22 protein-coding genes are annotated in these 22,767 nt (G+C 72.4%); 8 read left to right on the top strand and 14 right to left on the bottom strand.

Annotated elements, in window-relative coordinates; all coding sequences use genetic code 11:
* Window positions 1-5: 5 nt before the first annotated feature.
* The 6 genes from ACFVQ0_RS31960 to ACFVQ0_RS31935 all read right to left on the bottom strand — a co-directional run bounded on the left by ACFVQ0_RS31960 (window position 6) and on the right by ACFVQ0_RS31935 (window position 7,432).
* The gene (locus ACFVQ0_RS31960) at window positions 6-1,364 is read right to left on the bottom strand and encodes an ABC transporter ATP-binding protein (RefSeq protein WP_390092683.1); all 1,359 of its coding nucleotides are present in this window, start codon (window positions 1,362-1,364) and stop codon (window positions 6-8) included.
* 184 nt (window positions 1,365-1,548) lie between these two features.
* Entirely contained in the window at window positions 1,549-2,169 is a 621-nt protein-coding gene (locus ACFVQ0_RS31955; RefSeq protein WP_390092682.1) for a TetR/AcrR family transcriptional regulator, read from the bottom strand.
* A gap of 100 nt (window positions 2,170-2,269) precedes the next feature.
* Complete coding sequence (locus ACFVQ0_RS31950) at window positions 2,270-2,959, bottom strand: SDR family NAD(P)-dependent oxidoreductase (RefSeq protein ID WP_390092681.1); 690 nt, start codon at window positions 2,957-2,959, stop codon at window positions 2,270-2,272.
* Between the two features lie 104 nt (window positions 2,960-3,063).
* Window positions 3,064-4,347: a hypothetical protein gene (locus ACFVQ0_RS31945; protein WP_390092760.1), complete on the bottom strand. Its 1,284-nt coding sequence runs from the start codon at window positions 4,345-4,347 to the stop codon at window positions 3,064-3,066.
* Between the two features lie 59 nt (window positions 4,348-4,406).
* A complete protein-coding gene (locus tag ACFVQ0_RS31940) occupies window positions 4,407-5,204 on the bottom strand; it encodes a hypothetical protein (RefSeq protein ID WP_390092759.1) in 798 nt (265 codons plus the stop codon).
* An 83-nt stretch (window positions 5,205-5,287) separates the two neighbouring features.
* Entirely contained in the window at window positions 5,288-7,432 is a 2,145-nt protein-coding gene (locus tag ACFVQ0_RS31935) for a right-handed parallel beta-helix repeat-containing protein (protein WP_390092680.1), read from the bottom strand.
* A 122-nt stretch (window positions 7,433-7,554) separates the two neighbouring features.
* On the opposite strand from ACFVQ0_RS31935, the gene hmgA reads away from it, so the two are divergent.
* From hmgA to ACFVQ0_RS31920, 3 genes are all read left to right on the top strand, one after another.
* On the top strand, window positions 7,555-8,883 hold the full coding sequence (gene hmgA / locus ACFVQ0_RS31930) for a homogentisate 1,2-dioxygenase (protein WP_390092679.1): 1,329 nt from the start codon (window positions 7,555-7,557) through the stop codon (window positions 8,881-8,883).
* A gap of 53 nt (window positions 8,884-8,936) precedes the next feature.
* On the top strand, window positions 8,937-9,722 hold the full coding sequence (locus ACFVQ0_RS31925; RefSeq protein ID WP_390092678.1) for a GntR family transcriptional regulator: 786 nt from the start codon (window positions 8,937-8,939) through the stop codon (window positions 9,720-9,722).
* Between the two features lie 103 nt (window positions 9,723-9,825).
* A complete protein-coding gene (locus tag ACFVQ0_RS31920) occupies window positions 9,826-11,043 on the top strand; it encodes a type ISP restriction/modification enzyme (RefSeq protein WP_390092677.1) in 1,218 nt (405 codons plus the stop codon).
* A 32-nt stretch (window positions 11,044-11,075) separates the two neighbouring features.
* Here the strand turns inward: ACFVQ0_RS31920 and ACFVQ0_RS31915 are convergent, their stop codons facing one another.
* A complete protein-coding gene (locus tag ACFVQ0_RS31915) occupies window positions 11,076-11,786 on the bottom strand; it encodes a TetR/AcrR family transcriptional regulator C-terminal domain-containing protein (RefSeq protein ID WP_390092676.1) in 711 nt (236 codons plus the stop codon).
* A 63-nt stretch (window positions 11,787-11,849) separates the two neighbouring features.
* Between ACFVQ0_RS31915 and ACFVQ0_RS31910 the strand changes: the two genes are divergently transcribed.
* Both ACFVQ0_RS31910 and ACFVQ0_RS31905 read left to right on the top strand, forming a co-directional pair.
* Window positions 11,850-12,827: an ATP-binding cassette domain-containing protein gene (locus ACFVQ0_RS31910; protein ID WP_390092675.1), complete on the top strand. Its 978-nt coding sequence runs from the start codon at window positions 11,850-11,852 to the stop codon at window positions 12,825-12,827.
* Window positions 12,824-13,660: an ABC transporter permease gene (locus ACFVQ0_RS31905; protein ID WP_390092674.1), complete on the top strand. Its 837-nt coding sequence runs from the start codon at window positions 12,824-12,826 to the stop codon at window positions 13,658-13,660. Before ACFVQ0_RS31910 ends, ACFVQ0_RS31905 begins: the two co-directional genes overlap by 4 nt.
* Window positions 13,661-13,674: 14 nt before the next feature.
* On the opposite strand, the gene ACFVQ0_RS31900 is transcribed toward ACFVQ0_RS31905, so the two are convergent.
* The 3 genes from ACFVQ0_RS31900 to ACFVQ0_RS31890 all read right to left on the bottom strand — a co-directional run bounded on the left by ACFVQ0_RS31900 (window position 13,675) and on the right by ACFVQ0_RS31890 (window position 15,808).
* Window positions 13,675-14,289: a TetR/AcrR family transcriptional regulator gene (locus ACFVQ0_RS31900; protein ID WP_390092673.1), complete on the bottom strand. Its 615-nt coding sequence runs from the start codon at window positions 14,287-14,289 to the stop codon at window positions 13,675-13,677.
* Window positions 14,290-14,463: 174 nt separating this feature from the next.
* On the bottom strand, window positions 14,464-14,727 hold the full coding sequence (locus ACFVQ0_RS31895) for a hypothetical protein (protein WP_073739333.1): 264 nt from the start codon (window positions 14,725-14,727) through the stop codon (window positions 14,464-14,466).
* A gap of 271 nt (window positions 14,728-14,998) precedes the next feature.
* The gene (locus ACFVQ0_RS31890; protein WP_390092672.1) at window positions 14,999-15,808 is read right to left on the bottom strand and encodes an SGNH/GDSL hydrolase family protein; all 810 of its coding nucleotides are present in this window, start codon (window positions 15,806-15,808) and stop codon (window positions 14,999-15,001) included.
* Window positions 15,809-16,050: 242 nt separating this feature from the next.
* On the opposite strand from ACFVQ0_RS31890, the gene ACFVQ0_RS31885 reads away from it, so the two are divergent.
* Window positions 16,051-17,166, top strand: coding sequence for a DUF5925 domain-containing protein (locus tag ACFVQ0_RS31885; RefSeq protein ID WP_390092671.1), 1,116 nt, complete (start codon window positions 16,051-16,053; stop codon window positions 17,164-17,166).
* A 63-nt stretch (window positions 17,167-17,229) separates the two neighbouring features.
* Here ACFVQ0_RS31885 and ACFVQ0_RS31880 read toward each other — a convergent pair whose 3' ends face one another.
* Entirely contained in the window at window positions 17,230-17,604 is a 375-nt protein-coding gene (locus tag ACFVQ0_RS31880; protein WP_073739330.1) for a GntR family transcriptional regulator, read from the bottom strand.
* Window positions 17,605-17,703: 99 nt separating this feature from the next.
* Here ACFVQ0_RS31880 and ACFVQ0_RS31875 point away from each other — a divergent pair, with 99 nt between their 5' ends.
* Complete coding sequence (locus ACFVQ0_RS31875; RefSeq protein ID WP_390092670.1) at window positions 17,704-18,624, top strand: GNAT family N-acetyltransferase; 921 nt, start codon at window positions 17,704-17,706, stop codon at window positions 18,622-18,624.
* Window positions 18,605-19,129: a DUF402 domain-containing protein gene (locus ACFVQ0_RS31870; RefSeq protein WP_390092669.1), complete on the top strand. Its 525-nt coding sequence runs from the start codon at window positions 18,605-18,607 to the stop codon at window positions 19,127-19,129. The genes ACFVQ0_RS31875 and ACFVQ0_RS31870 overlap by 20 nt, the downstream gene beginning before the upstream one ends.
* Before the next feature lie 15 nt (window positions 19,130-19,144).
* On the opposite strand, the gene ACFVQ0_RS31865 is transcribed toward ACFVQ0_RS31870, so the two are convergent.
* The 3 genes from ACFVQ0_RS31865 to ACFVQ0_RS31855 form a co-directional block, all read right to left on the bottom strand.
* The gene (locus tag ACFVQ0_RS31865; protein WP_390092668.1) at window positions 19,145-20,623 is read right to left on the bottom strand and encodes a trifunctional class I SAM-dependent methyltransferase/NUDIX hydrolase/VOC family protein; all 1,479 of its coding nucleotides are present in this window, start codon (window positions 20,621-20,623) and stop codon (window positions 19,145-19,147) included.
* Between the two features lie 48 nt (window positions 20,624-20,671).
* Entirely contained in the window at window positions 20,672-21,565 is an 894-nt protein-coding gene (locus ACFVQ0_RS31860) for an esterase/lipase family protein (protein WP_390092667.1), read from the bottom strand.
* Between the two features lie 218 nt (window positions 21,566-21,783).
* On the bottom strand, window positions 21,784-22,767 hold the full coding sequence (locus ACFVQ0_RS31855; protein WP_390092758.1) for a hypothetical protein: 984 nt from the start codon (window positions 22,765-22,767) through the stop codon (window positions 21,784-21,786).

Here is a 22,767-nt window from a genome sequence, read left to right as displayed (position 1 = left end):
CCCGGTTACATGTCCAGCCCCGGCACATCCCTCGGCAACGGACAGATCCGGCGCCCCTGGTGGTCGAAGACGTACAGGTGTGCCAGGTCCACCAGCAGCGGGACCTGCCCTCCGGTACGCAACCGCATGTCCGGGCCGGTGCGCACCACGAGGTCGCTGGCCGTGACGGCGGGGCGGTCTGGGCTGCGCACCTCCGGCGCCGACGGCTCGGACCCGGGTGCGTCCAGGACGGCGACGGAACCGCCGAGGTGCCCGGCGGCACGCTCCCTGAGCCGCCCCAGCATCCCTGTTCCCCCCTCGCCGCCACGGCGCCTGCGCTGGATGCCGTGCTGCGGGCGGGCCGACTCCAGGTCCGGCACCACGGCGGGCCGCGAGCCGGTGTTGAGGTGGACCAACGCCTCGTGCCCCTGGTACTCGACATGCTCGACGATGCCGCTGAGCGCCACCTCACCCGGGCGGGCCTGGCTCGGCGGGGCGATCCGGACCGCTTCGGAACGCAGTCCGACGATGATCCGGCGGCCCTGCTGGATGCGGAGCAACTGGTGGTCGGGGCTGAGCGGTTCGGGCAGCGGAAGCCGCTGGCGGCCGAGGTCGATCGACATCCGCCCCTCCAGGGGCGCGTGCACGACGGCCTGGAGCAGGTTGATCCTCGGGGTGCCGATGAACGCGGCGACGAACACGTTCTCCGGCAGCGCGTACACCTCACGCGGCGGGCTGACCTGCTGGAGCACTCCCCCGCGCATCACGGCCACCCGGTGGCCCAGCGACATCGCCTCCGCCTGGTCGTGGGTCACGTAGACCGTGGTGACGCCGAGTTCCTTGGTCAGCTGCGATATCTCGGCGCGCAGGTGGTTGCGGAGCTTCGCGTCGAGGTTGGAGAGCGGCTCGTCCATCAGGAAGGCGGAGGGCTGGCGCGAAATGGCCCGCCCCATCGCGACCCGCTGGCGCTCCCCACCGGAGAGCTGACCGGGGAGGCGGTCCAGGACGCTCTCGATCCCGAGCATCCTGGCCGTGTTCTCGATGCGCTCGCTGTGGTCCTGGCGCGGGTTCTCCAGCTTCAGCGGAAAGCCGATGTTGGCCCGGTTGGTCATCGTCGGGTACAGCGCGAAGTTCTGGAAGACCATGGCCATTCCGCGTTCGCGGGGCGTGAGGTGATTGGCCGGTTCACCGTCGAGCAGCACCTCGCCCTCGGAGACGTCCTCAAGACCGGCGATCATGCGCAGCACGGTCGATTTTCCGCAGCCGGAGGGGCCCAGCAGGACGACGAACTCGCCCGGGTCGATGGAGAGCGAGAGACGGTCGACGGCACGCGAGGACCGCCCGTACGCCTTGCTGACATTGTTCAGAGTGATGGCGCGAGTCATGTGGTTCCGCCCGGAAGGATGGTGGTGGAGCGGTGGGGAGCGGCAGCAGTGGCCTGAAATTAACCCACTGGGCGGGGCGTGGGAATGATTCGCGCAAACCTGGCCGGTCACGGTGGCCGCCGGACCCGAAGTGCCAGGTGCGATTCCGCTTCGGCCCGGATGTCCGGGAGCCCGCCGGGCCCTCTCAGTCCAGTACGCGCGCCAGGTACGCCTGGACCAGGACCCGGGTCTCCGCGATGATCGCGCGGTCGCCCGACGGATCGGCGCGGAAGGCGAGTTGGAGCAGCGCGTCGGTGGCCTCCACGCAGACCAGGACGACCCGCGGGAGATCCTCGTCGGGGGCGCGGCCGAGATGGCCGGAGAGCAGTTCCGTGAGCCGTCCCGCGACCCGCTGGTTGGCGTCGTCGGCCGGGTCGTCCTCGGGCGCCGGGGCGCCGAAGTCGATGAGGGCGAAGCCGGGTACGGAACGCTTCATCGCGAGGTACTCGTCGAGCACGGCGTCGATGGCGCGGCGCCAGTCGTCGGCCGGGATGACGGCCAGCCGGGACGTGATGCGCTCGGCGTAACTGTCCAGGTTGCGCAGGGCGAGGGCGTCGGCGAGAGCCCGTTTGTTGGAGAAGAAGCGGTAGACGGAGCCGATGGGGACCTCTGCGCGTACGGCCACGGCCCGGGTCGAGAGCTGCTCGTAGCCGGTCTCGTCGAGGAGTTCGGCGCAGGCGTCGAGTATCCGGGTGAGGCGTTCGGCGCTGCGCTGCTGTACGGGGGCGCGGCGGAGGTTCGTGTTCACGTGGGGCACGGGCTCCATGATGCCGTGGGCCTCCTTCTCCGGGCGTAAGGACCGTGAGGGCCGGGCCGTACCTCTCCGCCCGGCCCCCGCCGCCCGCCACAGCCGTGGATCTCATTGCCTACCAGGGCAGCGGGCCCTCCGCGTCGAAGTAGCCACCGGTCGGGCCGTCCGGACCCGGTTGAGCCATCCGGACAATGATCTCGGCGCCCTGCTCGACGGTCTGCGTGCCCTCGTGCCGGTTCAGGTCGGTCGAGGTGTAGCCGGGCTCCACAGCGTTGATCCGCATCTGCGGGAACGCCGTGGCGAACTGCACGGTGAGCATGTTGACCGCGGTCTTGGAGGCCGGGTAGGCGGCCCCCGGATACCCCTTGCCGGCCTGGGCCAGCGAGGCCAGCCTGCTGCTGACATTGACCACGACCGGGGCGGCGGAGCGCTCCAGCAGCGGCAGGAAGGCGTGGGTGACCCGGACCAGGCCGAAGACGTTGGTCTCGAACACCTCACGCAGCACGTCGGCGGTCAGCTCCGCGGCGCCGATGATCTCGCCTCCCGGTGACCGCACCTCGATTCCGGCGTTGTTGACCAGGACGTCCAGGCCGCCGCCGGCCTCGACGGTGGCCACCGCGGCGGCGACCGACGCGTCGTCGGTGACGTCGAGCTGCACGAACCGGGCGCCCAGCTCGGCCGCGGCCGCCTCGCCCCGCTCGACGCTGCGCGCTCCGACGTAGACGGTGTGCCCCGCGGCGATGAGGCGGCGGGCGGTCTCATGGCCGAGGCCCTTGTTGGCCCCGGTGATCAAGGTTGTCGTCATGGCGTACAGCCTCTCTCCGGGATGTCGCGGCCGACCAGTGGATTACGAAGCGGTCCGGCCGGTGCGCGGGTGCGCGTTGCGCGATCGTCTCCCGCGCACCGGCCTCAGGCGATGAGCAGGCTCAACCCGCCGACGGTGTAAGCGATCATCAGGATCAGCAGCGGGAGTTGGCCGGCTATCGCGCGGCCGGGCGGGAAGAGCCGTACGGAACGGTCGTGGGCCGCTACGACGCCCAGGACGTGGCCGAGGACGATCGCGAGGACCTGGAGGGCGGCGACACCGCCCGGACCGAGGGGCGGCTCGGGCGGGGCGGGATTGTCAGTGCCGAGTGCCACCATGACCGTACGTGGGCCTTCGGTGACGAAGAGTGTGAAGTAGTGGGCGACGAGATAGCCGAGGGCGATCGGGACGAGCGAGTGCGCGAAGGCGGTGAGGGGGTGCGCCAGTCGGCCGGAGAGCAGCCGGGTGGCACCGGCGCAGAGCGCGTAGAGGGAGGCCACGAGGGCGACGGCGCCCAGGAGTCCGAGTGTGGCCGCGGTGGTACGGCCCAGGGGGGAGGTCTGGACGGTGGTGATCCAGGAGGGGGCGTCGGAGAAGCCGTCGTAGGCGGTGGAGCCGAGCATGACGCAGACGGTGGCGACGAGTCCGGGGAGCTGGGGTGTGGCGTCGAGTCCGTTGAACGGGGAGCGCAGGACGAGGCGGCGGTCTGCGGGGCGGCGGCCCAGCGGGGAGAGCCTGGCCAGCAGCCCCGAGTAGACCTCGAACGCCTCGGCGTGGTCGAACCAGTGGGCGCCGTGCCGGGCGGCGCCCGCGAGGTGGACGGCGCTGTACAGGGCGAGGAAGAGGAGGAGCGCGGTGGGTGACGCGGGGTCCGGGGCGACGAGTTCGAGCCAGGTGAAGGCGAGCAGCCCGGCCGCCGCCGGCCACATCCCGAGGCGTACGGGGAGGGGCCGGCCGGCGTCGGGGTCGCGCCGCAGCGCGCGGCAGGCCAGGAGGTGCAGGGTGCGCAGCGGGTTGAGCAGCCGCCAGACGGGGCCGAACAGCAGGGACGCCGGGACGAGCCCGACCCACAGCAGTACGTAGACGGCGCCGGGAGCCGGATTGCGGTCCGGGTCCGCCGGGCCGAGGAGGAGGTGCAGCACGACGAAGAACGCGGCGGCCAGTCCGAGCGCGCGGGCCGCGACGCGGGTGGCCCGCGCGTCGGCCGCGCGCCGGACGGCGGCCGGCAGCGGACGGCCCGCCAGTTCGCCGCGGAACCGGGAGGCGGACCAGAGCAGGCCGAGCGCGAGGAAGGAGACGAACAGCGCGGCGAAAGCGCCCGCGAACGCGTAGAACGGCGAGAGCGGCAGATCGTGCTGGGCGCCGATGCCATGGGCGAGGACGTCCACGGCGCCGGTGGCCGGGCCGGTGCCACCGGTCGGAACGGCCGCACCGGCCGGACCGGCGGTCACCGTACGACGAGTTGGGTCAGGAGCAGGTCGGACTCGTGTGTCTCGACCTCGAAGAGCCCGGTGCGGTCGGCGGTGAACGTGAGGGTGACGGTCCGGCCGGCGGGCAGCCGGGCCTCCTTGTCGTAGCCGTGCACATGAAGGGTGTCGTCGTGGTCGCTGCGGACCTTCAGCCGCACGGTCCGGCCCTTCTTGATCTCGGCGCGCCCCGGCGCCGGGCTGACCTTGCCGTCGCGGACGGAGATCTCCAGCGTGGTGCCGGGGGCGGCGGAAGGGCTGGCGTCCGGTGCCGAGGTGGCCGCGCCGAGCGTGACGGTGGCCTGGACCGGGTTGGAGCCGACGGCCCAGGCGGTGTGGTCGTCGGCGTAGAGGCGGGCGGTGAGTTCGGTGCCGCCCCCGGCGCCCCGGAGCAGCGACTCCGGCAGGTGGAACCAGGTCCCGTAGACCCGGGCGAGCGGATGTCCGTCGAGGAAGAGGCGGGCGTGGCCCCGGCCCAGGAGTGCGCCGCCGCCCACGCTGTCCGGGGTGAACCGGAAGTTGCGCACCGCGAGGTGGACGTTCCAGCCGTCCTCCGAATCGGGCCGCACGGCGACGGTCACCTCCGGTGCGCCCTCGGCGTCGACCTGGCGCAGCCGGTGACCGGAGCCGTCGTCCGAGGACAGCAGCCGGCCGACGCCGCCGGTGGCCTGCTCGTGGCTGGTGCCGGGCTTGTGGTGGGTGGTGGCCCGCCCGCCGCAGGCGCCCGCGCCGAGCACGAGGGCGGCCACGACGAGCAGGGCGGCGGCGGACCTGCGCACCGGGGCGTGGTTCGGGCGCCGGTTCGGGCGCCGGTCCGGGGTGCGGTTCGAGAGCCGGTCCGGGGTGTGGTTCGGGGTGCGGTTCACGACGGTTCTCCGTCCGGTGCGGGGCGCGAAGCGGATTGACCGTCCGGTGCGGGGGCCGAAACCGGTTCACCGCCCGGCGCGGCGGCCGAAACCGGCTTCCCGTCCGGTGCGGCGGCCGACACCCGCTCTCCGTCCGGCTCCGGCCGTTCGCCGTGCCGGGCGGCGGCCACCACGGCCCAGACCACCCAGACCACGCCGAGGAGCCCCCGCACCCAGGCGGGGCTCAGCGGGATCCACGGGATCATGAACACGCCCTTGTCCAGCGCGTCGAGCAGCGTGAGCGCGCCCAGCACCACCGTCGTCCAGCCCAGCCCCGGCCGCCCTCGTCGCCGCAGCACCAGGCCGATGCCCGTCCACCACAGCCCGGTCAGCAGCAGCGCGACGGCGGGCAGGTAGCCGGAGGCGAGCCCCATGGTCGACCCGGCCACGTCGAGGCCGAGGCCGATGAGCCCGAGGACGGAGGCCGCCGTGGCGAGCCGGCTCGTCCGGAGCCTGCGCCACCACAGCACGCCGCCGACCAGCACGAGCACCAGCGCGATGCCCAGGGCCGCCTGCAGCTCGATGCGTTCGATGCCGCGCGCGCCGTACCAGTCGCAGCCGGCCGGCAGCCGGCGCGCCTGCACGTTGTAGTCGGCGCAGACCAAGAGCTGGGCGAGTTTGACGGGTTCGCCCAGCAGCCGGTCGGTGCGGCCGGTGACCGCGCCGCGTTCGTCGCCGCAGGCGGGCAGGGAGCGGGGCGTGGAGGGACCCGCGTCCGACTGCCAGCAGTTGCCGTCGCCCTGGCCGTCCCACCACACGTCGGTGCGGTTGGGCCGCGCGTTGCCTGCCTTGTCCGTGCCGAGGTGGTTGTTGGCGTAACGGTTGTGGTGCGAGGTGTCGGTCTGCTTGCCGAGCGCGCTCTCGCCCCGGATGAAGGCGGGTACGGCGCTCAGGAAGAAGGCGGCGCGCCGCTGCCCGTAGACCCAGTTGTTCTCGTAGATGTTCCAGTTGCCGCCCGCGGTGATGATGCCGGTGCCCGGCGGCATGGAGATCTGCGGGCAGACCACTCCGTTCTCGTAACCGCGCTCGACCGGCGGCTTGGCGCAGGTGCCGTCGGCGACGTACGGGTAGTAGTCGGCGTTGTTGTCGTGGATCAGGTTGCGCTCGAAGCGGGCGTGGTTCTGCGGCAGCCCGGGGTGGCCGGGGAAGGCGCTGTCCATCGAGGCGCCGCCCATGTTGTGGTCGAACTCGTTGTCGTGGACGTAGACGGAGTCGCCCGCGGTGCCGGAGTAGCCGACCATGTTGTGGTGGCTGTGGCAGCCGGTGATCTCGATCGAGTAGCGCGGGACCCGGTAGCCGTAACCGTCGTTGATGTTCGACGCGCTGCCCGGATAGATGCCGGAGTCGCCGTTGCCGTACGACTCGCAGTTCTTGTAGAGGCCGTGGTCGCTGGCGAAGGTCAGGAAGCCGTACTCGTCGTTCCAGCGGGTCAGCACGTCGTCGATGACGAAGCCGTCCTGGGCCAGGATGTACAGCGAGTTGAAGGTGGTGCGCTGGGCGGTGAAGTTCTTGAAGTAGACACCGTCGGAGCCGTCCGCCCGGATCGCGTTGAGCTTGCGGTACTTGGCGTCGATGACGACGTCCGTGCGCTCGGCGCCGGTGCCCTCGATCTGGAGGTCCTTCTTGCCGAGGATGGCCACCAGGTTCTGGTTGTGCGGGCACTTCGCCTGCTGGGCGTAGCTCAGGATCTGGTAGCCGAGCTGGGAGTTGGGGGCCTTCAGCCGGGAGCACTCCCCGGTGGGCGCCGGCAGGGAGGGCTCCTCCTCGTAGAGGCCCGGCAGGATCGCGATGTTCTTCCCGGGACCGGTGACCGCGTCGACGGCCTGCTGGAGATGGCGGTAGCCGGACTTCTGGCACCGGTCGAAGAGCTTGAGGTTTCTGGAGCGCAGGGCGTCGGAGAAGCCCGATATCCGGTGCTCGAAGTCGGCCCGGTCGCTCTTGCAGACCAGGAGGTCGGGCTCGCCCGCCCGGTGCACCGGGACGCTGCCGGTTCCGTCGGGCAGGGTGACCGGACGTTCCTCGTGCGCCTGGGCGGCCGGGGCCGCGAGGAGGGCGACGGCGAGCGCCGCCAGGATCGCCAGGAGTCTACGTGTCCACGACATGTGCGGGAGAGTAGAGCATTGTTCAACTTTTGGAACCCCCCTGTGCGCGACGAATGCCGTTGACTCGCCTCTCTTTGATTCCTACGGTTACCCATAGGATTCCTTCGGCACCGGGAGCGCACATGAGTGGCATCGAGCAGGCGAGGAAGACCGCGGAGGGGCTGGAGCACTCCGCCGGTTTCGGCAATCAGCACAGCTCGGAGGCGGCGCCGGGGGCGCTGCCGCACGGTCGCAACTCGCCGCAGCGCGCGCCCCTCGGGCTCTACGCGGAGCAGCTGAGCGGTTCGGCGTTCACCGAGCCACGGGCCCACAACCGCCGCTCGTGGCTCTACCGGATCCGCCCCTCCGCGGCCCATCCGCCGTTCCGCCGGATCGACAACGGGGCCGTCCGCACCGCCCCGTTCACCGAGACCGCCCCCGATCCCAACCGGCTGCGCTGGGACCCGCTCCCGGAGCCCGCGCCCGGCACCGACTTCCTGGCCGGCCTCTGGACGCTGGGGGGCAACGGCGACGCGGCGCAGCGCAGCGGCATGGCCGTGCACCTCTACCACGCCAACGCGGCCATGACGGACCGGGTGTTCAGCGACAGCGACGGGGAGCTGCTGATCGTCCCCGAGCACGGCGGTCTCCTCATCCGCACCGAACTGGGCCTGCTGCGCGCGGAACCTGGCCACATCGCGCTGATCCCGCGCGGCGTCCGCTTCCGGGTCGAGCTGCTCGACGCCACCGCGCGGGGCTACGTCTGCGAGAACTACGGGCAGCCCTTCGCCCTCCCCGACCTCGGCCCGATCGGCGCCAACGGCCTGGCCAACGCGCGGGACTTCCTCGCCCCGGTCGCGGCGTACGAGATCGTGGAACGCCCGGTCGAGGTGGTCAACAAGTTCTGCGGCAACCTCTGGTCGGCGACGTACGACCACTCCCCGCTCGATGTGGTCGCCTGGCACGGCAACCACACCCCGTACGTCTACGACCTGCACCGGTTCAACGTCATCGGCTCGGTCAGCTACGACCACCCGGACCCGTCGATCTTCACGGTGCTGACCTCCCCCTCCGACACCCCCGGTCTGGCCGGGGTGGACTTCGTGGTGTTCGCGCCGCGCTGGCTGGTCGGTGAGGACACCTTCCGGCCGCCGTACTTCCACCGCAACGTGATGAGCGAGTACATGGGCCTGATCGAGGGCGCGTACGACGCGAAGACGGCCGGCAAGGGGGGCTTCGTGCCCGGCGGCGGTTCGCTGCACAACATGATGTCGGCGCACGGCCCGGACCGGGAGACCTTCGACCGGGCGAGCGCGGCGGAGCTGAAGCCGCAGAAGATCGACGACGGTCTGGCCTTCATGTTCGAGACCCGCTGGCCCGTCACGGCGACCGGCCAGGCCACCACCGCCGGCCATCTTCAGCACGGCTACGACGACGTGTGGCAGGGTCTGAGCCGCAACTTCCATCCGTAGCGGGCCCCCTCGCCCCGGTCCCCGTACCAGTGACGACGAATTCAGGTGACCCGGTGTCGCAGACCCCTCTGAAGCCCCCCGCGCCCCAGGGGGCCGCCTTCGCACCCGACTCGCTGGTCCTGAACCGCAAACTGCCGCTCTGGTACCAGGTCTCGCAGTCGTTGCGGGCCTCGATACTGGGCCGCACACCGGACGCCACACTGCGGCTGCCGACGGAGGAGCAGCTCGCCGCGCACTACGGCGTCAGCGTCCTCACCATGCGGCAGGCGCTCAAGGAGCTGGAGACGGAGGGGCTGATCAGCCGGCACCGGCGGCGCGGCACGTTCATCGAGCCGCGCGCCCGCCGGGTGTCGCCGGTCCGGCTGCTCGGCTCGATCGACGCGATCGTGGCCCAGCAGTCGGGCGAGCTGACCACGCTGCTCGACCACGGACCGCTGGCCGTGCCGGGCGATGTCGCGGAGCACTTCCCCGGCTGCCCGGAGGTGGTCGGCTACCGGCGGCTGCGGTCGGAGGAGGAGTCCGGCGAGCCGACGAACTGGGCGCAGAACTGGCTCCGTCCGGAGGTCGCGGCCGCGCTCGACCCGGCGGACCTGGAGCGCTGGCCGATGACCAAGGTGCTGCGCGACCGGGTCGGGGTCCGGATCGCGCGGATCACCGACACGGTCGAGGCGACACTGGCCGACCCGGTCACCGCCGAACTGCTCAGGGTCCCGCTGCTCAGCCCGATCCTGTACTACACGGGCGTGACGTACGACGAGAGCGGCCGGGTGGTCGATGTGGCGCAGATCCGTTACCGGGGCGACCGGTTCTCGTTCTCGGTCACGTTGGAGGCGCACTGACACCCGGCCCGGTACCGGCACGGAGGCGCCCTGACGCGGGGGCCGGCAGCGCCGTTACGATGCCGGGGAAGGCGGCAGGCGTGGCGACGGGGAGGACGGCGCGGTGGCAGCTCCGGCAGCGGCCGGCTCCGGTTCGGACCCGGGCGGCCCGCTCCTCGACGACGTCATGCCGTGGTCCGTACGACCGCTCAGGACCGGACGCGCCTGGGTGACGGCCCCGGACGCCGCCTCGCTCAGGGCCCGCTGGGAGCGGCTCGCGCGGGCCCAGGACGCCGAGCGCGACCGGCTCTTCGGCCCCACCCGTTCCCGTACCCCGCACACTCCGGTGGCCGCGCTGCCCGGACAGACCACCGGCACCGCCGGGTTCGCCCGCGAGCCGGGCCCGTGCCCGGAGCCGGTACGGATCCTGCACGGCCCGTTCGACGAGCAGTGGCTGCTCCCCGACCACCGGCTGATAGACGCGGCCCGGCCCGAACTGTGGCGGGTGGCCGACGGACACCAGCTGTTCGTCGTCGAGCACGGCCGGATCCCGCAGGACACCGGGCCCGCGCTGTCCGTGACGGCGCTGCTCCCCGACGGGCACTCCCCCGCCGGACGCCCCGGCCGGATCCGGCCGCTCTACCGGCGCCCCGGCGGCCTGGAACCCAATCTGGCGCCCGGACTGCTCGCGCTGCTGCGCGCCCGGCACGGGGACGCGGTCTCCCCTGAGTCCGTGCTCGCGTGGATCCTGGCGGCGGCGCGGCACTCCCCGGCCGGCTGCGTGGTGCCGCTGCCCGTGGACACCGCGCGCTGGACGGCGGGGGTGGAGCTGGGGCGGGAGCTGCTGCGGCTCCAGCTGCGCGGGGCGCGGGGCGGCGAGCGGCCCCGGCTGCCGGGCGGGCGCCGCCCGTATGTGCGGGCCGCCGTGCCGCCCGCCCCGCCGGAACTGTCCTACGACGCCGAGGAGCGGGTGCTGCGGATCGGTACGGGCCGCATCTCGCCGGTGGACGCCGGGGCGTGGGAGTTCCGGGTGGGCGGCGTACGGATGCTGGAGCTCTGGTTCGAGCGGCGGACAGGGGTGGCCGGGGCCGACGGCCTGGAGGCCGTACGGCCGCCCGCCTGGCCGCAGGAGTGGACGTCCGAGCTGCTGGAACTGATCACGCTGCTCACCCTGCTGGCCGAGCTGCGGCCCCGGCAGGACGCGCTGGCGCCCGGTGCGGGGATCGGCGCGGCGGAGCTGCGGGCGGCGGGGGTACTGCCGGTGCCGGCCGGGGCACGGCGGCCCGCCTCCGTGCTCGGTCTCCAGGAGGAGGGGCCGGACGGCCAGTTCGCGCTGCTGTGAGTGCCGGGCCGGCCTGATCCAAAAGAGAGGTGCTAGCGGCGGTCGAACCCGTCCAGCACCCGGGCGAGTGCCCGCTCGAAGACGGCCTCCAGGTCGATCGGTCCCGGGTCCTCGGCGAATCCGGCCGCCATCCGCGGGTACTTCCCGGTCATGATCTGGCTGATCAGATACTCGGTGCGGGCCGCCTGCTCCTGCTCCTCGGACCAGGGCAGCGACCGGCTGCGCTCCGCCGTGGCGATCTCGTTGGCGGCGTAGGTGGTGACCACGCCGTTGACCATGGCGATGAATTCCATCTTCTCGCCGAACCGCACGTCGACTCCGTCCAGGCAGCTCAGCGCGTACTCCAGGTAGCGCAGGACGTTCGGGCTGAAGCCGTACACCGGTGACATCAGCCGGGGCATCCAGGTGTGGCGGTGCATCATGGCGCGGGCCTGGTGGGCGAGCGCCAGGAGATCGGCGCGCCAGTCACCGGACGGCTCCGGATAGTCGTAACCGGCGCTGACCGTGTCGAGCATCAGCTCGTACAGGTCCTCCTTGCGGGGCACGTAGTTGTAGAGCGACATGGTGCCGCAGCCGAGCTCGGCCGCCACCTTCCGCATCGACACCGCGTCGAGCCCGTCCGCGTCCGCGATGCGCACGGCGGCCGCCGCCACGTCCGCACGGCTGAACGCGGGCTTGGGCCCGCGGCCCGCACGTTCGGGACGCGCCCAGATCACTTCCGGTACAGCGAGTTTCCCCACCATTGATCATCACCTCGACCACCATGGTAGTTACGTACACCGTACGTAGTGCGCTATCGTTGCAACATGACAACTACGTACGCCGTACTTAGTGAAGGTCTGGAGAAGCGCTACGGCCCGGTCCACGCGCTGCGCGGCCTCGATCTGGCCGTCGCCGAAGGCACCGTCTGCGGAGTACTGGGGCCCAACGGCGCCGGCAAGACCACCGCCGTCCGCGTCCTCACCACGTTGACCGCGCCCGACAGCGGTAGTGCCCGGGTCGCCGGTCACGACGTGGTGCGCGAGGCAGGCGCGGTACGGGCGGCGATCGGCGTTACGGGGCAGAGCGCCTCGGTCGACGGCGAGCTGTCCGGCCGGCAGAACCTGCGGCTCTTCGCCCGGCTGCTGAAGTTCCGCGGCGGGGCCGCGCGCGGCCGTGCCGACGAGCTCCTCGAACGCTTCGAGCTGACCGGCGCGGCCGACCGCCCGGCCCGCACCTACTCCGGCGGGATGCGGCGCAGGCTGGACCTCGCCGCCAGTCTGCTGACCCGGCCGCACGTGCTTTTCCTGGACGAGCCGACCACCGGCCTCGACCCGCACAGCCGCAACCAGATCTGGACCGCGGTACGGGAACTGACGGACGTCGGCACCACGGTGCTGCTCACCACGCAGTATCTGGAGGAGGCCGATCAGCTGGCCGACGACATCGTCCTCATCGACAGCGGCCGGGCCGCCCACCGGGGCACCCCCACCGAACTGAAGGCGCAGCTCGGCAGCTACGCCGAGGTGGTCGTCGGCCATGCGTCGGCGCTCCGCCCGGCCGCCGCCGTACTGGACCGGCTGACAGGCTCCGAACCGGTCCTGGACCACGAGCGCCGCACGGTGGGCGTCGTCGCCACCGACCCCACGCTCACGCTCCCTCGGATCGTGCGCGAGCTGGACGCGGCGGGCGCCGCGGTGATCGACGCGAGCCTGCGGCCACCCACCCTCGACGAGGTCTTCCTCCGGCTGACCGGCCGCGACAGCGGCCGGGCGGCCCCACCGACGAAGGAGATGGCGGCATGAACGGCAACGCACTCGTGGCGGAGCGGCCCACCACAGGCGCCGGGAGCGGCGCGAGCACACCGGTCACGGACGGGCTGGCCGTCCTGGGCCGCCATCTGCAGCGGATCAAGGCGGCTCCGGGCGTGCTGATCCTGACCCAGACCATGCCGATCATGATGCTGCTGTTCTTCGGGTACGTCTTCGGCAGCGCCCTGGCCGTGCCGGGCCAGGAGTACCGCTCCTTCCTGGTGCCGGGGCTGCTGGCGGCGACCGCCGCGAACGGCATCATGACCGGGATGTTCCAGTCCGCCCAGGACTGCCACCGGGGCGTGATGGACCGGTTCCGGACGCTGCCGATGAGCCGCTCCGCCGTGCCGTTCGGGCAGACCTCGGCCGATCTGCTGACCACGGCCGTCGGCATGATCCCGCTGGTGTTGGCGGGGCTCGCGGTGGGCTGGCGGATCGAGGGCGGCCCGGCGGCGGCGACGGGGGCGTTCGGCCTGCTGATGCTGTTCCGGTTCGCCACCTCATGGGTGGGCTGCTGGCTCGGACTGCTGATCCGGAACGAGGAGGCGGCCGGCCAGCTCGGCGCCGCCACCTTCGTCCTGCCGCTGCTCTCCAGCGCGTACATCCCCACCAGCAACCTGCCCGGCTGGCTGCGGGTCCTCGCAGAGTGGAATCCGATCAGCGCCGTCGCCTCGGCCGTCCGCGACCTCGTCGGGAACACCGCACCGGCCGCGGACTCCGCCTGGCCGGTCGCGCACCCGGTGGCCGGGGCGCTCCTATGGTCGGCGGTACTGCTCGCGGTCGCCGTACCGCTGTCGTCACGCCGGTACGCGCGCGGCGGCGAATGACGGGCGCGGGAGCGTCAGGGTCCGTCGGGCATTGCGGCAGGCCGGTCCAGTGCGCCCAGCAACGAGATGAAGCTCGACTCCAGGAACGCGCCGAGCTCCGCGAGCGCGTCCGGTTCTTCGAGTCGCCAGCTGGTGACGGCCGCCTCCGCGAAGGCCATCCAGGCAAGCGCGGCGACGGGCAGTCGCGGCGAGTCCGGCATCCCGAGCCGCCGCTGCCCCTCCTCCACCCGCCGGGCCAGGGTGGCGCGGGTGGACTCGACGATGTCCTCCACCGCGGGATGGCTGCCGGCCGCGCCGCGGACCAGGGCGAGATAGACCTTGCGGTGCTCCGTGACGTACGCCGCGAATCCGGCGATGAACGACCGCAGCCAGGCGACGGGCTCCAGCGAGGGGTCCGGGTCCGTGGCCGCGGCGAAATCGTCGCACTCCCGCCGCACCACACAGCGGTAGAAGTCGCGTTTGGAGTCGAAGTAGTGGAAGAGCAGCCCCCGGGAGATACCCGCGCGGCTCGCCACGTCATCGGTGGAGAGCTCGTCCAGCGAGCAATCGGCGAGCATGTCCACGCCAATCGATACCAGCTGCGCCCTTCGCTCGTCGGGGCTCAGACGCGCGGCTCGCTTATCGGGCATGCCGTCAGTGTAGAAGTATTTCGGCGCCGAATTACCTCGACGTCCAATCCGCCGCCGACAGACAGACGGCACAGCGGCTCCCGGCCGCACGCGGACATGGCGACGCGCCACTGCCGGCTCCGGGGATGACGGGAGAGCGGGCAGCGGCGCGATACCTGGACCGGGGCCGTCGGATCAGCGGCGGCTGCCGAAGAGCGAGCGTCGCAGTCGTCGCAGAGGCGCGAAGAGCGAGACCCGCGCGCTCTTGCTCCGACGCGTGTGCGCGGCGTCGCGCGAGGTCAGCTCGCGCATCAGCAGCGTCGCCTCGGCGGAATCGCGCTGCGGGACGACAGGGCCGCCCAGCACCGCGAGATGGCGGTCGAGGCGCGAACTCGTCGCCCCGGTCCCGCAGGTAATAGCAGGCACTCGCGGCCTGCTTCGCACCGTTATCTGTTCCATGTCACTCCCCACCCGTACGAGGGCACCCGGCCCGGGCAGGTTAACCCTATCCCCCCGCGACGACACCCGTGTATCCCGGGCGCAGGATTGAGCACACACATACGGAGGTTGACGACGGTTCACCGAATTTGCCCGATTCCAGGGCGAGTTGGACAGGGCGCCGACGACCGGACACCCCTGGACCGATCTGCGGAGGGCGCCGGGAAGGCACCCGGAAGAGGGCCCCGGCCTGCGGGAACCCCCTCCCGGCGGAAGGGTTTCGGCGCGGGCGTCAGGCGACCGAGTCGAGAACCGGAAGGTAGCCACCGGACTGCCCGGCGGCGAAGGGGTGGTACGACTCACCGATGTCGAGCCAGTTGAGACTGTGCAGCCAGGCGCTTCCCGAGCAGATCTCGTGCCCGGTGAACTTCCCCGTGACGTCACCGAAGGTGAAACCGTGGTCGGCGGCCCGCTTGGCGGTGGCCGCGTTCAGGTAGTCGGACGCGCCGTTGATGGCGGCGCGCACCTTGTCGCTGAGCCCGACGACACAGCTGCCGCCGATCTTGTAGAAGCGCGGATAGCCGAGGACGACGACATGGGCGGACGGAGCCTTGGCGTGGATGGCGTCGTAGACCGTGTCGAGCTTGCCGGGAAGCGTGGAGTCCACGTAACCGCGGGCGGTGGCGATGCGGTCGAGGCAGGTGGCCTCCGACTGGAGGACACAGGTCGTCATGACGTCGGAGAACCCCGCGTCATTGCCGCCGATGGAGATCGAGACGAGGTCGGTCGAGGAGTTGAGCGGCCCCAGCTGGCCGGCCGTCACATCGCCGGTGCGCGCCCCCGAACAGGCGGTGAAGGCGAAGGAGGCGGGCGAGTGGGCGGCCGCCCAGAGCGAGGGGTAGGCGAGGGTGCTGCGCTTGCAGTCCCCGCTGGAGCTGATGTAGCTGCCCGAGCCGACCCCCGAGGAGTAGGAGTCACCGAGGGCGACGTAGTCGACGGCCTGGACGGACGGAGCGGCGTTCGCGGTGGCCGCCCCGGTCAGGGCGATGACGGCACCGAACAGGAGCGAGGACGAGAACGCCACGAGTCTGGACATTTTCATGGAATCTCCCTTGGACCGGCCGGCAGGATCTCTGCCACATACGTGGTAGCAGCAGGGAGAGTCATTCCGGAAGTGTGCATGCCAAGTCCATCGGATGAGCTTTTGGCGCCGGTCCGTTGAGGGCGCGTCACTCCGGCGCACCGGGGGATCGCGCGGGCGGCGGACCTCATCGCCCGGCGGCACCGGCCCACGCTGCGGGAAGTGGTGAAACCTGGGTGCGCCGGGTGCCCGGGTGACGGATCATGGGCGCCATGTCTGCCACCCCCGAGTCAGCTCTGCCGATCCGGCTCACCGTCGACGACAGCGACTCCCCGTCCGATGTCGTCGACGCCCTGTTTCTCGGCCGGTTCGCGACGGGCGAGCAGTCGTACTCCCACAGCACCTCCCTCGACCGGGTCCGGAGCGGGGCCACGCTCCTGCCCCCGGACGCCACGGTGCTGCGCGCCGCCCGTGACGACGACCGCAGCGCCCTGCTCGCGGAGGGCGAGGGCTGGACGCTGCTCGTCTCACGCTGGAACCGAGGCGCCGACGTCACGGTCACCGCGACCACCCCCGAGCTGGCGCGGAAGGTGCTCGACGCGGCGACGGACGGCGCCCAGGACGAGCCGGATCCGCAGCCCGACAGCGTGACCATGGGCTTCTGGCACCTGTCACCGCGCCGCGGCCCGTGCCGCACCACCCGGCAGATCACGGCCGGCGACTGGGAAGAGGTGCGCGCCAACTACACCGCGCCGGTGGCCGATGCCATGGACGGCCTGATGAAGGTCACCCCGGACGACATCGCCGGCCGGCTGCTCCTGCTGCACGGTCCGCCCGGCACCGGCAAGACCTCCGCCCTGCGCACCCTGGCCCGGTCCTGGCGGGACTGGTGCCAGGTCGACTGCGTACTCGATCCCGAACGGCTCTTCAACGACGTCGGCTACCTGATGGACATAGCGATCGGCGAGGACGACGGCACGGCGCAGGGCCGCTGGCGGCTGCTGCTCCTGGAGGACTGCGACGAGCTGATCCGCGGCGAGGCCAAGCACACGGCCGGCCAGGCGCTGTCCCGGCTGCTGAACCTCACGGACGGTCTGCTGGGCCAGGGCCGCAACGTGCTCGTCGGGGTGACCACCAACGAGGACCTGGAACGCCTGCACCCGGCGGTCGTCCGGCCGGGCCGCTGTCTGGCCCGGATCGAGGTGGGCCCGCTGACCCGCGAGGAGTCGGCGGCCTGGCTCGGCACCGACGAGGGCCTGGGCCGCGACGGTTCGCCCGAGGGCGCGACCCTGGCGGAGCTGTACGCCCTGCGCCGCGGCACGGGCCCCGCCTCTGTCCCGAAACAGGACTCGGGCGCGGACGCGGGCCTGTACCTCTGAGGGCGGGGGCGCCGGTCCGGGGACCGGGCGCGAGGGGCGTCCCGGCGGCGGGGCGCGCTCCCCTCACCCCGCGTACACCGCCCGCACCGCGTCCTGCGCCAGCGCGAGCGCCCGCGCGCGGGACAGGCCCAGCCGCCGGGCCTGCTCCGCGTACTCCTGCGCGGCGGAGGCCGCGTTGCGCTCGGCCGCGTCCCCCGCGGCGGCGATGAACGTGCCGTTGCGCCCGCGCGTCTCGATCACCCCGTCCGCCTCCAGCGCCCGGTACGCCTTGGCGACCGTGTTGGCGGCGAGGCCCAGTTCCTCGGCGAAGCCGCGTACGGTCGGAAGTCTGTAGCCCACCGGCAGCGCGCCGGACCGGGCGAGTTCGGAGATCTGGGTGCGCAGCTGCTCGTACGGGGCGGCGCCGGAATCCGGGTCAACAGAGATCTTCAGAGTCACGGCCCGATTCTCCCCCCACCGGCCCGAGCCGCCGGTGCCCGCCCCGCCGCCGGGAAAATCACGGGCGCTCCGGCGGTGCCTGCGGGTACGGTCCGCCGCATGACTGTCATCGTCCGCGACTTCCGCACCTCCGACGCCGAGGACTGGGTACGGGTGCGACGCGCGGCGCTCCCGTTCCTGGTGACCACCCCGGAAGCGGTCGTCTTCAGCCTCGCGAACGCCCATCCCGGCAGCCGGTACCGCCTGCTGGTCGCGGAGGAGGACGGCGAGATCATCGGGACGGCCGAGGCCGGTCTCGCCCATGAGAGCCCCAGGCCCGGTCAGGCGTCCTGCAATCCGCACGTCCATCCGGAGCGGACCGGCCGGGGCGCGGGGTCCCTGCTGCTGCGCACGGCCGAGGAGTATCTGGCCCTGGCCGGTGCGAGCGAGATCTTCGCCTGGGTGCTGGACACCCCGCGCGACCGGGCGTTCGCGGAGCGGCACGGCTACGGACCCAGCCGCCCGGCGCACTTCATGCGTCTGGATCTGGCCGGCGGCACGCTGCCGCCCCGTCAGGAGCTCCCGGCCGGTGTCGAGCTGCGGACCGGCGCCGATTTCGAGGACGATCCGCGACCGCTCTTCGAGGCGGACGCCGAGACGACGGCGGACGAGCCGAGCGACACCCCGGCCCAGCCGTCGGACTACGAGGAGTGGCTCACCGGGACCTGGGCCGACCCCGGGCTCGACCGCCGCCTCACCTCGGTGGTGGTCGTCGACGGCGAGGTCGCGGCGTTCAGCGCGGCTCGGTGCGACAGCTCGGGCCGCTACTGGTCGGGGATGACCGGCACCCGGCGGGCGTACCGAGGCCGCGGGCTGGCCAAGCTCGCCAAGAACGACTCGCTGCACCGGGCGCGCGCCGCCGGGTACACCGACGCCTACACCGGCAATGACGCCGACAACGGTCCGATGCTGGCGGTCAACCGCTGGTTCGGCTACGAGATCTGTGCCACGGAGGTACGCCATGTCCGCAAGCTCGGCTGACCCCGGACCGGATGCCGGACCCGATGCCGGACTGACGGTCGTGCTGGTCAAGGCCGGAAAGACCAAGATCCGCTATCCCGCCGCCCTGGTAGCCGACGACGGCACCCGGGTGACGGTGCGGGCGCCCTGGGCCGCCCCCGGGGTCCGTGACTTCGGCTTCGTACGGTTCGAGCCGGGTGACGTCTTCACCGAGCACTACTGGCGCGACGCCTGGTTCGCGGTGAAGGAGGTACGCACCGGCGACGGTGAACTCAAGGGCTGGTACTGCGATGTGACCCGCCCGGCGGTGCTGCGGGACGGTGAGCTGATCGTCGAGGACCTGGATCTCGATCTGTGGGTGTCGGCGGACCGCTGCGACGTACTGCGCCTGGACGAGGACGAGTTCGCGGAGAGCGGGCTGGCCCAACGCGATCCGGCGGCGGCGCGTGCCGCCGTCGCGGCACTGGACGAGCTGGAACGCCTCGCCCGTGCGCCGGAAGGGCTCACCGGCCTGCTGGGCCGGTAGCGGGACCCCCGCCCCTCAGCCCACCACCAGTTCCACCTCGTACCCCGCCGCGTCCTCCAGGTACGCGGCCACGTGCCCGTCGCCGCCCGCGTGCGGATGGCGGTCCGGAAAGAGCAGCCGCCAGCCGTGTTCCGGAGCGCGGGCCACCAGTGCGTCGAGGGCCTCCCGGTCCGCCACGTGGAACGCCAGGTGGTTGAGGCCGGGGCGGCGCCGCTCGTGCGCTCCGGGGACCAGGTCGGGCGACTGCTCGACGACCACGTAAGCATCGCCCCGGCGCCAGCTGCGCCCGTGCGCCCACCGCTGGTACGGCACATGGCCCAGCTCGCGGAGGAGCCAGCCCCATCCCGCCTCGGCCGCCGCCAGATCGGGCACCCACAGCTCGATGTGGTGGACCCGGCCGGTGCGGACGCCGCCGGCCGGCAGCGGGACCGCACGACGGGGTCCGCGCGATTCGTACGCGACGGTGTCGCCGTCCTCGTGCCAGTGGACCAGGAAGCGCTCCCCCGCCCGGTAGCCGTCGAGCCCGGCCCTGCAGTACGCCACCATGTCGTCCGGCAGGGCGTCCAGCGGGAACCAGGCCAGCTCCGAGCACTTGTCCGGCTCGCGGTTGTACGGCGGCCGGGCCGGGTCGTACTCCACCTCGAAGAACCAGCCGGTCCTCGGACTGCCGCCGGGCCCCCGGTGGTGCATGACGAGGGCCACCCGCAGCTCCTCCGGCTCCAGCGCGATCCCGGTCTCCTCCACCGCCTCGCGGATCATGCCCTCGCGGACGTCCTCACCGTCCTCCAGGTGCCCGGACGGGGCGTGCAGCAGCCCGTCCGCGTACCCCGTACCGGCCCGGCGGGCGAGCAGGACCTCTGAACCGCGCCGCAGGATCAGATGTACGTCCACCACCTCGGTGTGCCGGCGCGGCGGTTCGGCGCGGGCGACCAGGGCGTAGCGCTCGTCGTCGACGTCCTTGCCCCAGAGGTCGCGGTCGCCGGAGAGCCGTTCGTGGTGGATGCGCTCGGTGAACGGTGCGAGCAGCGAAGTGAGTTGCCCGGCGGAAAGCCCGACCCCGTTCCACACGCCCTCGATCAGCACCAGTCTGCCGCCGGGCCGCAGCAGACCGGACCAGTGCCGCAGGACCGCCGCCGGGTCGGGCAGCAGCCACACCACGTGCCGGGCCAGGATCACGTCGAACCGCTGCTTGCCGACGGGCGGCGCGGCGGCGTCCCCGACGAGCACCTCGGTGCCCGTACCGGCCAGCTTGGCGCGCGCCTGCTCCACCATGCGCGGCGAGCGGTCCACGGCGGTGACCCGGTGCCCCTGCCCGGCGACGAGCAGCGCCAGGCTTCCGGTGCCGCATCCCAGGTCGAGGACCTCGGAACGCTCCCGGGGCAGCCAGCTCTCCAGCCGTCGCGCCCAGGCGTGCCGGACCACGGGGTCGAGCAGCCCGTGGTCCGGCTCCTCGTCGAAGGAATCGGCGGCGGAGTCCCAGTCGATCGTCGTCATGCACCGATCGTGCCATCCGCCTCTGACAGCGGCGGATGATGCGAGGCCCTAGCCGACGACCGAGGCGCAGGTGGTCGGGGTGGCGTGCGACGGGTCCAGGGCGTTGGCCACCTCGTGGTAGGCGACCCGGTCGATGGTCCCGATCGCCACGTGCTCGGACAGATCGACCGGGCACAGGTCCTGGAGCAGCACGTTGTGTACGTCGGGCCCGTCCAGGAACTGTGTCCGGTACGGGGTCACGACCTCGTCGTACTTGGTCGCGATGACGGTGTAGTGCACGCCGGGCACGGTGTCGGGCAGCGAGTTGAGCTTGGTGACGAAGGGCGATCCGGCCACCTGGTCCGCGAGTCCGGGGGTGCCGGCGTTGAGGAGGTACGCGGCTCCGGGGAAGTACGGCAGCAGCTTCGTGAGCCCGAGGAGGGTGGTGCCGTGGTTGTCGGGCGCGAGCCCGATCATGGCGTTCACCTTGGCCGCCCCGCCGAGGAACTTCAGGTAGTAGTTGGGCATCATGCCGCCCTGGGAGTGGCCGACGATGTCCGCCTTGGGCGCTCCTGTGGAGGCGAGCACCTTGTCGACGAAGGTGGCGAGCTGCCCGGCCGACTTGTCGACCGGGCCCAGGCCGTTGAAGAGCGGCACACCGGGGAGCTGCCCGTAGTCGAGGGAGTAGACGCAGTAGCCCCGGTTCACCAGGTAGGGGGCGAGGACGAGCCAGTTGTCGATCGAGTTCCCGAAGGTTCCGTGGACCAGGACGACGGGCCGGGGGTGGGCTGCGGAGGGTTTGCAGGAGTAGTCGTTCCAGCCGCGCGAGGTGGCTGTGGCGGCGGTGGGGGTGGCGGCAGCGGCGGTGGCCGTGGGGGCGGCCAGCGCGGCGACCGCGAGGAGCAGTGCGGCGAGGGTTCTGCGCGCTCGTGGGGTACGCGGCGCACGGGTCCAGGGCAGCATCGGGTGTTCTCCTTGCGGCTCAAGGGAGTTGCGATGTCTGTGCACCCTGCGGCCCGGACCACAAGTTCTGACGGTGTTCCGCACGCCTCATTAAGCGTGCTCATGCCAACTTACGCACGAGTAGCGTTTCCTGGGAAGTTACGCGTCGGTAAAAACTGACCGGCGGTAACCGCGACTTCAGGACAGCCCGCGGCGGCGGTGCGCCGCCGCCCGGCCGCTCATCGCATCCCCGCGGTGCTGGCGGGCCGCACCGCGCCCGGCCCGAAGCGGGCGCGGGCGCGGTCGGCCGCGGCCTCGATCCGGCGGCTCTTGTCGTCGTCGGGGCCGAAGGTCAACTGCCGGGAGGCGGAAGCCGCGTCGCCGAGGTCGCCCGCGCGCAGGGCGAGCGAGCGGACGCGGGCCCGCTGGAGCCCCAGGGACTCGTGGAGCGCGTGGGCGACGGCGCGGAGCCGGGGGGTGTGCGCGGTGGCCTCCGACAGGGTGCGGCTGCGGGTGATCGTCGAGTGCCCCGCGCGGTCGGCGTACTGGACGGTCAGGGTCAGCGACCGGCAGGTCTGCCGCTCGTCGCGGAGGCGGGCGCCGAGCTGTTCGGTCAGGTGGGTCAGGGCGGCCCGCCGGCGGGCGGCGTCGGACTCGTCGCGGCCGAAGCGGTGTTCGGCCTCGACGGTGCGGGGCGGGGCGCCGGGAGCGACGCGGCTGGGGTCGATGCCGGCCGCGCGTTCGCGCAGCTCGCGTCCGGAGGCCGCGCCGAGGATGCGCTGGAGGGTGAGCAGGGGGGTGGCGGCGATCCGGTCGGCGGTGCGCAGGCCGTACGAGGCCAGGGTGCGGGCGGTGGCCGGGCCGACGCCGGGCAGCGCGGTGACGGGGAGACCGGTGAGGAACCGGGTGACGGCCTCGGGGTCGTCCGGGATCGCACGGATGGCGCCGGGCTCCCCCCGGTGGGCGGCGAGCCGGGCGAGCAGCGGATTGGGGCCGATGCCGACCGTCACGTCGAGGCCGTGGAGCGCGGCCGCGCGCATCCGGATCAGGGCCGCGAGCCCGGCGGCGTCGCGGTCGAAGTAGCGGGTGCTGCCGGACACGTCGGCCAGGGCCGCGTCCGGGGGCAGGGCCTGGGCGACGGGGGTGAACTCGCCGACCATGTCCAGGAGTCGGCGGTACGCGGGGTCGGGCTGCGGGGCGCCGAAGTGGAGGTAGAGGATCAT

The organism is Streptomyces sp. NPDC057900 (assembly GCF_042887885.1).
Taxonomy (GTDB): domain Bacteria; phylum Actinomycetota; class Actinomycetes; order Streptomycetales; family Streptomycetaceae; genus Streptomyces.
Note: the sequence above shows the minus strand (reverse complement) of the source record. Positions and strands in the feature narration are given on the sequence as shown.

Excerpts from the sequence above, each read along its gene's own strand:
- ACFVQ0_RS31960 (WP_390092683.1), bottom strand. The coding sequence starts at position 1,364 with ATGACTCGCGCCATCACTCTGAACAATGTCAGCAAGGCGTACGGGCGG.
- ACFVQ0_RS31955 (WP_390092682.1), bottom strand. The coding sequence starts at position 2,169 with ATGGAGCCCGTGCCCCACGTGAACACGAACCTCCGCCGCGCCCCCGTA.
- ACFVQ0_RS31950 (WP_390092681.1), bottom strand. The coding sequence starts at position 2,959 with ATGACGACAACCTTGATCACCGGGGCCAACAAGGGCCTCGGCCATGAG.
- ACFVQ0_RS31935 (WP_390092680.1), bottom strand. The coding sequence starts at position 7,432 with ATGTCGTGGACACGTAGACTCCTGGCGATCCTGGCGGCGCTCGCCGTC.
- hmgA (WP_390092679.1), top strand. The coding sequence starts at position 7,555 with ATGAGTGGCATCGAGCAGGCGAGGAAGACCGCGGAGGGGCTGGAGCAC.
- ACFVQ0_RS31915 (WP_390092676.1), bottom strand. The coding sequence starts at position 11,786 with ATGGTGGGGAAACTCGCTGTACCGGAAGTGATCTGGGCGCGTCCCGAA.
- ACFVQ0_RS31910 (WP_390092675.1), top strand. The coding sequence starts at position 11,850 with ATGACAACTACGTACGCCGTACTTAGTGAAGGTCTGGAGAAGCGCTAC.
- ACFVQ0_RS31905 (WP_390092674.1), top strand. The coding sequence starts at position 12,824 with ATGAACGGCAACGCACTCGTGGCGGAGCGGCCCACCACAGGCGCCGGG.
- ACFVQ0_RS31900 (WP_390092673.1), bottom strand. The coding sequence starts at position 14,289 with ATGCCCGATAAGCGAGCCGCGCGTCTGAGCCCCGACGAGCGAAGGGCG.
- ACFVQ0_RS31895 (WP_073739333.1), bottom strand. The coding sequence starts at position 14,727 with ATGGAACAGATAACGGTGCGAAGCAGGCCGCGAGTGCCTGCTATTACC.
- ACFVQ0_RS31890 (WP_390092672.1), bottom strand. The coding sequence starts at position 15,808 with ATGAAAATGTCCAGACTCGTGGCGTTCTCGTCCTCGCTCCTGTTCGGT.
- ACFVQ0_RS31885 (WP_390092671.1), top strand. The coding sequence starts at position 16,051 with ATGGGCGCCATGTCTGCCACCCCCGAGTCAGCTCTGCCGATCCGGCTC.
- ACFVQ0_RS31875 (WP_390092670.1), top strand. The coding sequence starts at position 17,704 with ATGACTGTCATCGTCCGCGACTTCCGCACCTCCGACGCCGAGGACTGG.
- ACFVQ0_RS31870 (WP_390092669.1), top strand. The coding sequence starts at position 18,605 with ATGTCCGCAAGCTCGGCTGACCCCGGACCGGATGCCGGACCCGATGCC.
- ACFVQ0_RS31865 (WP_390092668.1), bottom strand. The coding sequence starts at position 20,623 with ATGACGACGATCGACTGGGACTCCGCCGCCGATTCCTTCGACGAGGAG.
- ACFVQ0_RS31860 (WP_390092667.1), bottom strand. The coding sequence starts at position 21,565 with ATGCTGCCCTGGACCCGTGCGCCGCGTACCCCACGAGCGCGCAGAACC.
- ACFVQ0_RS31855 (WP_390092758.1), bottom strand. The coding sequence starts at position 22,767 with ATGATCCTCTACCTCCACTTCGGCGCCCCGCAGCCCGACCCCGCGTAC.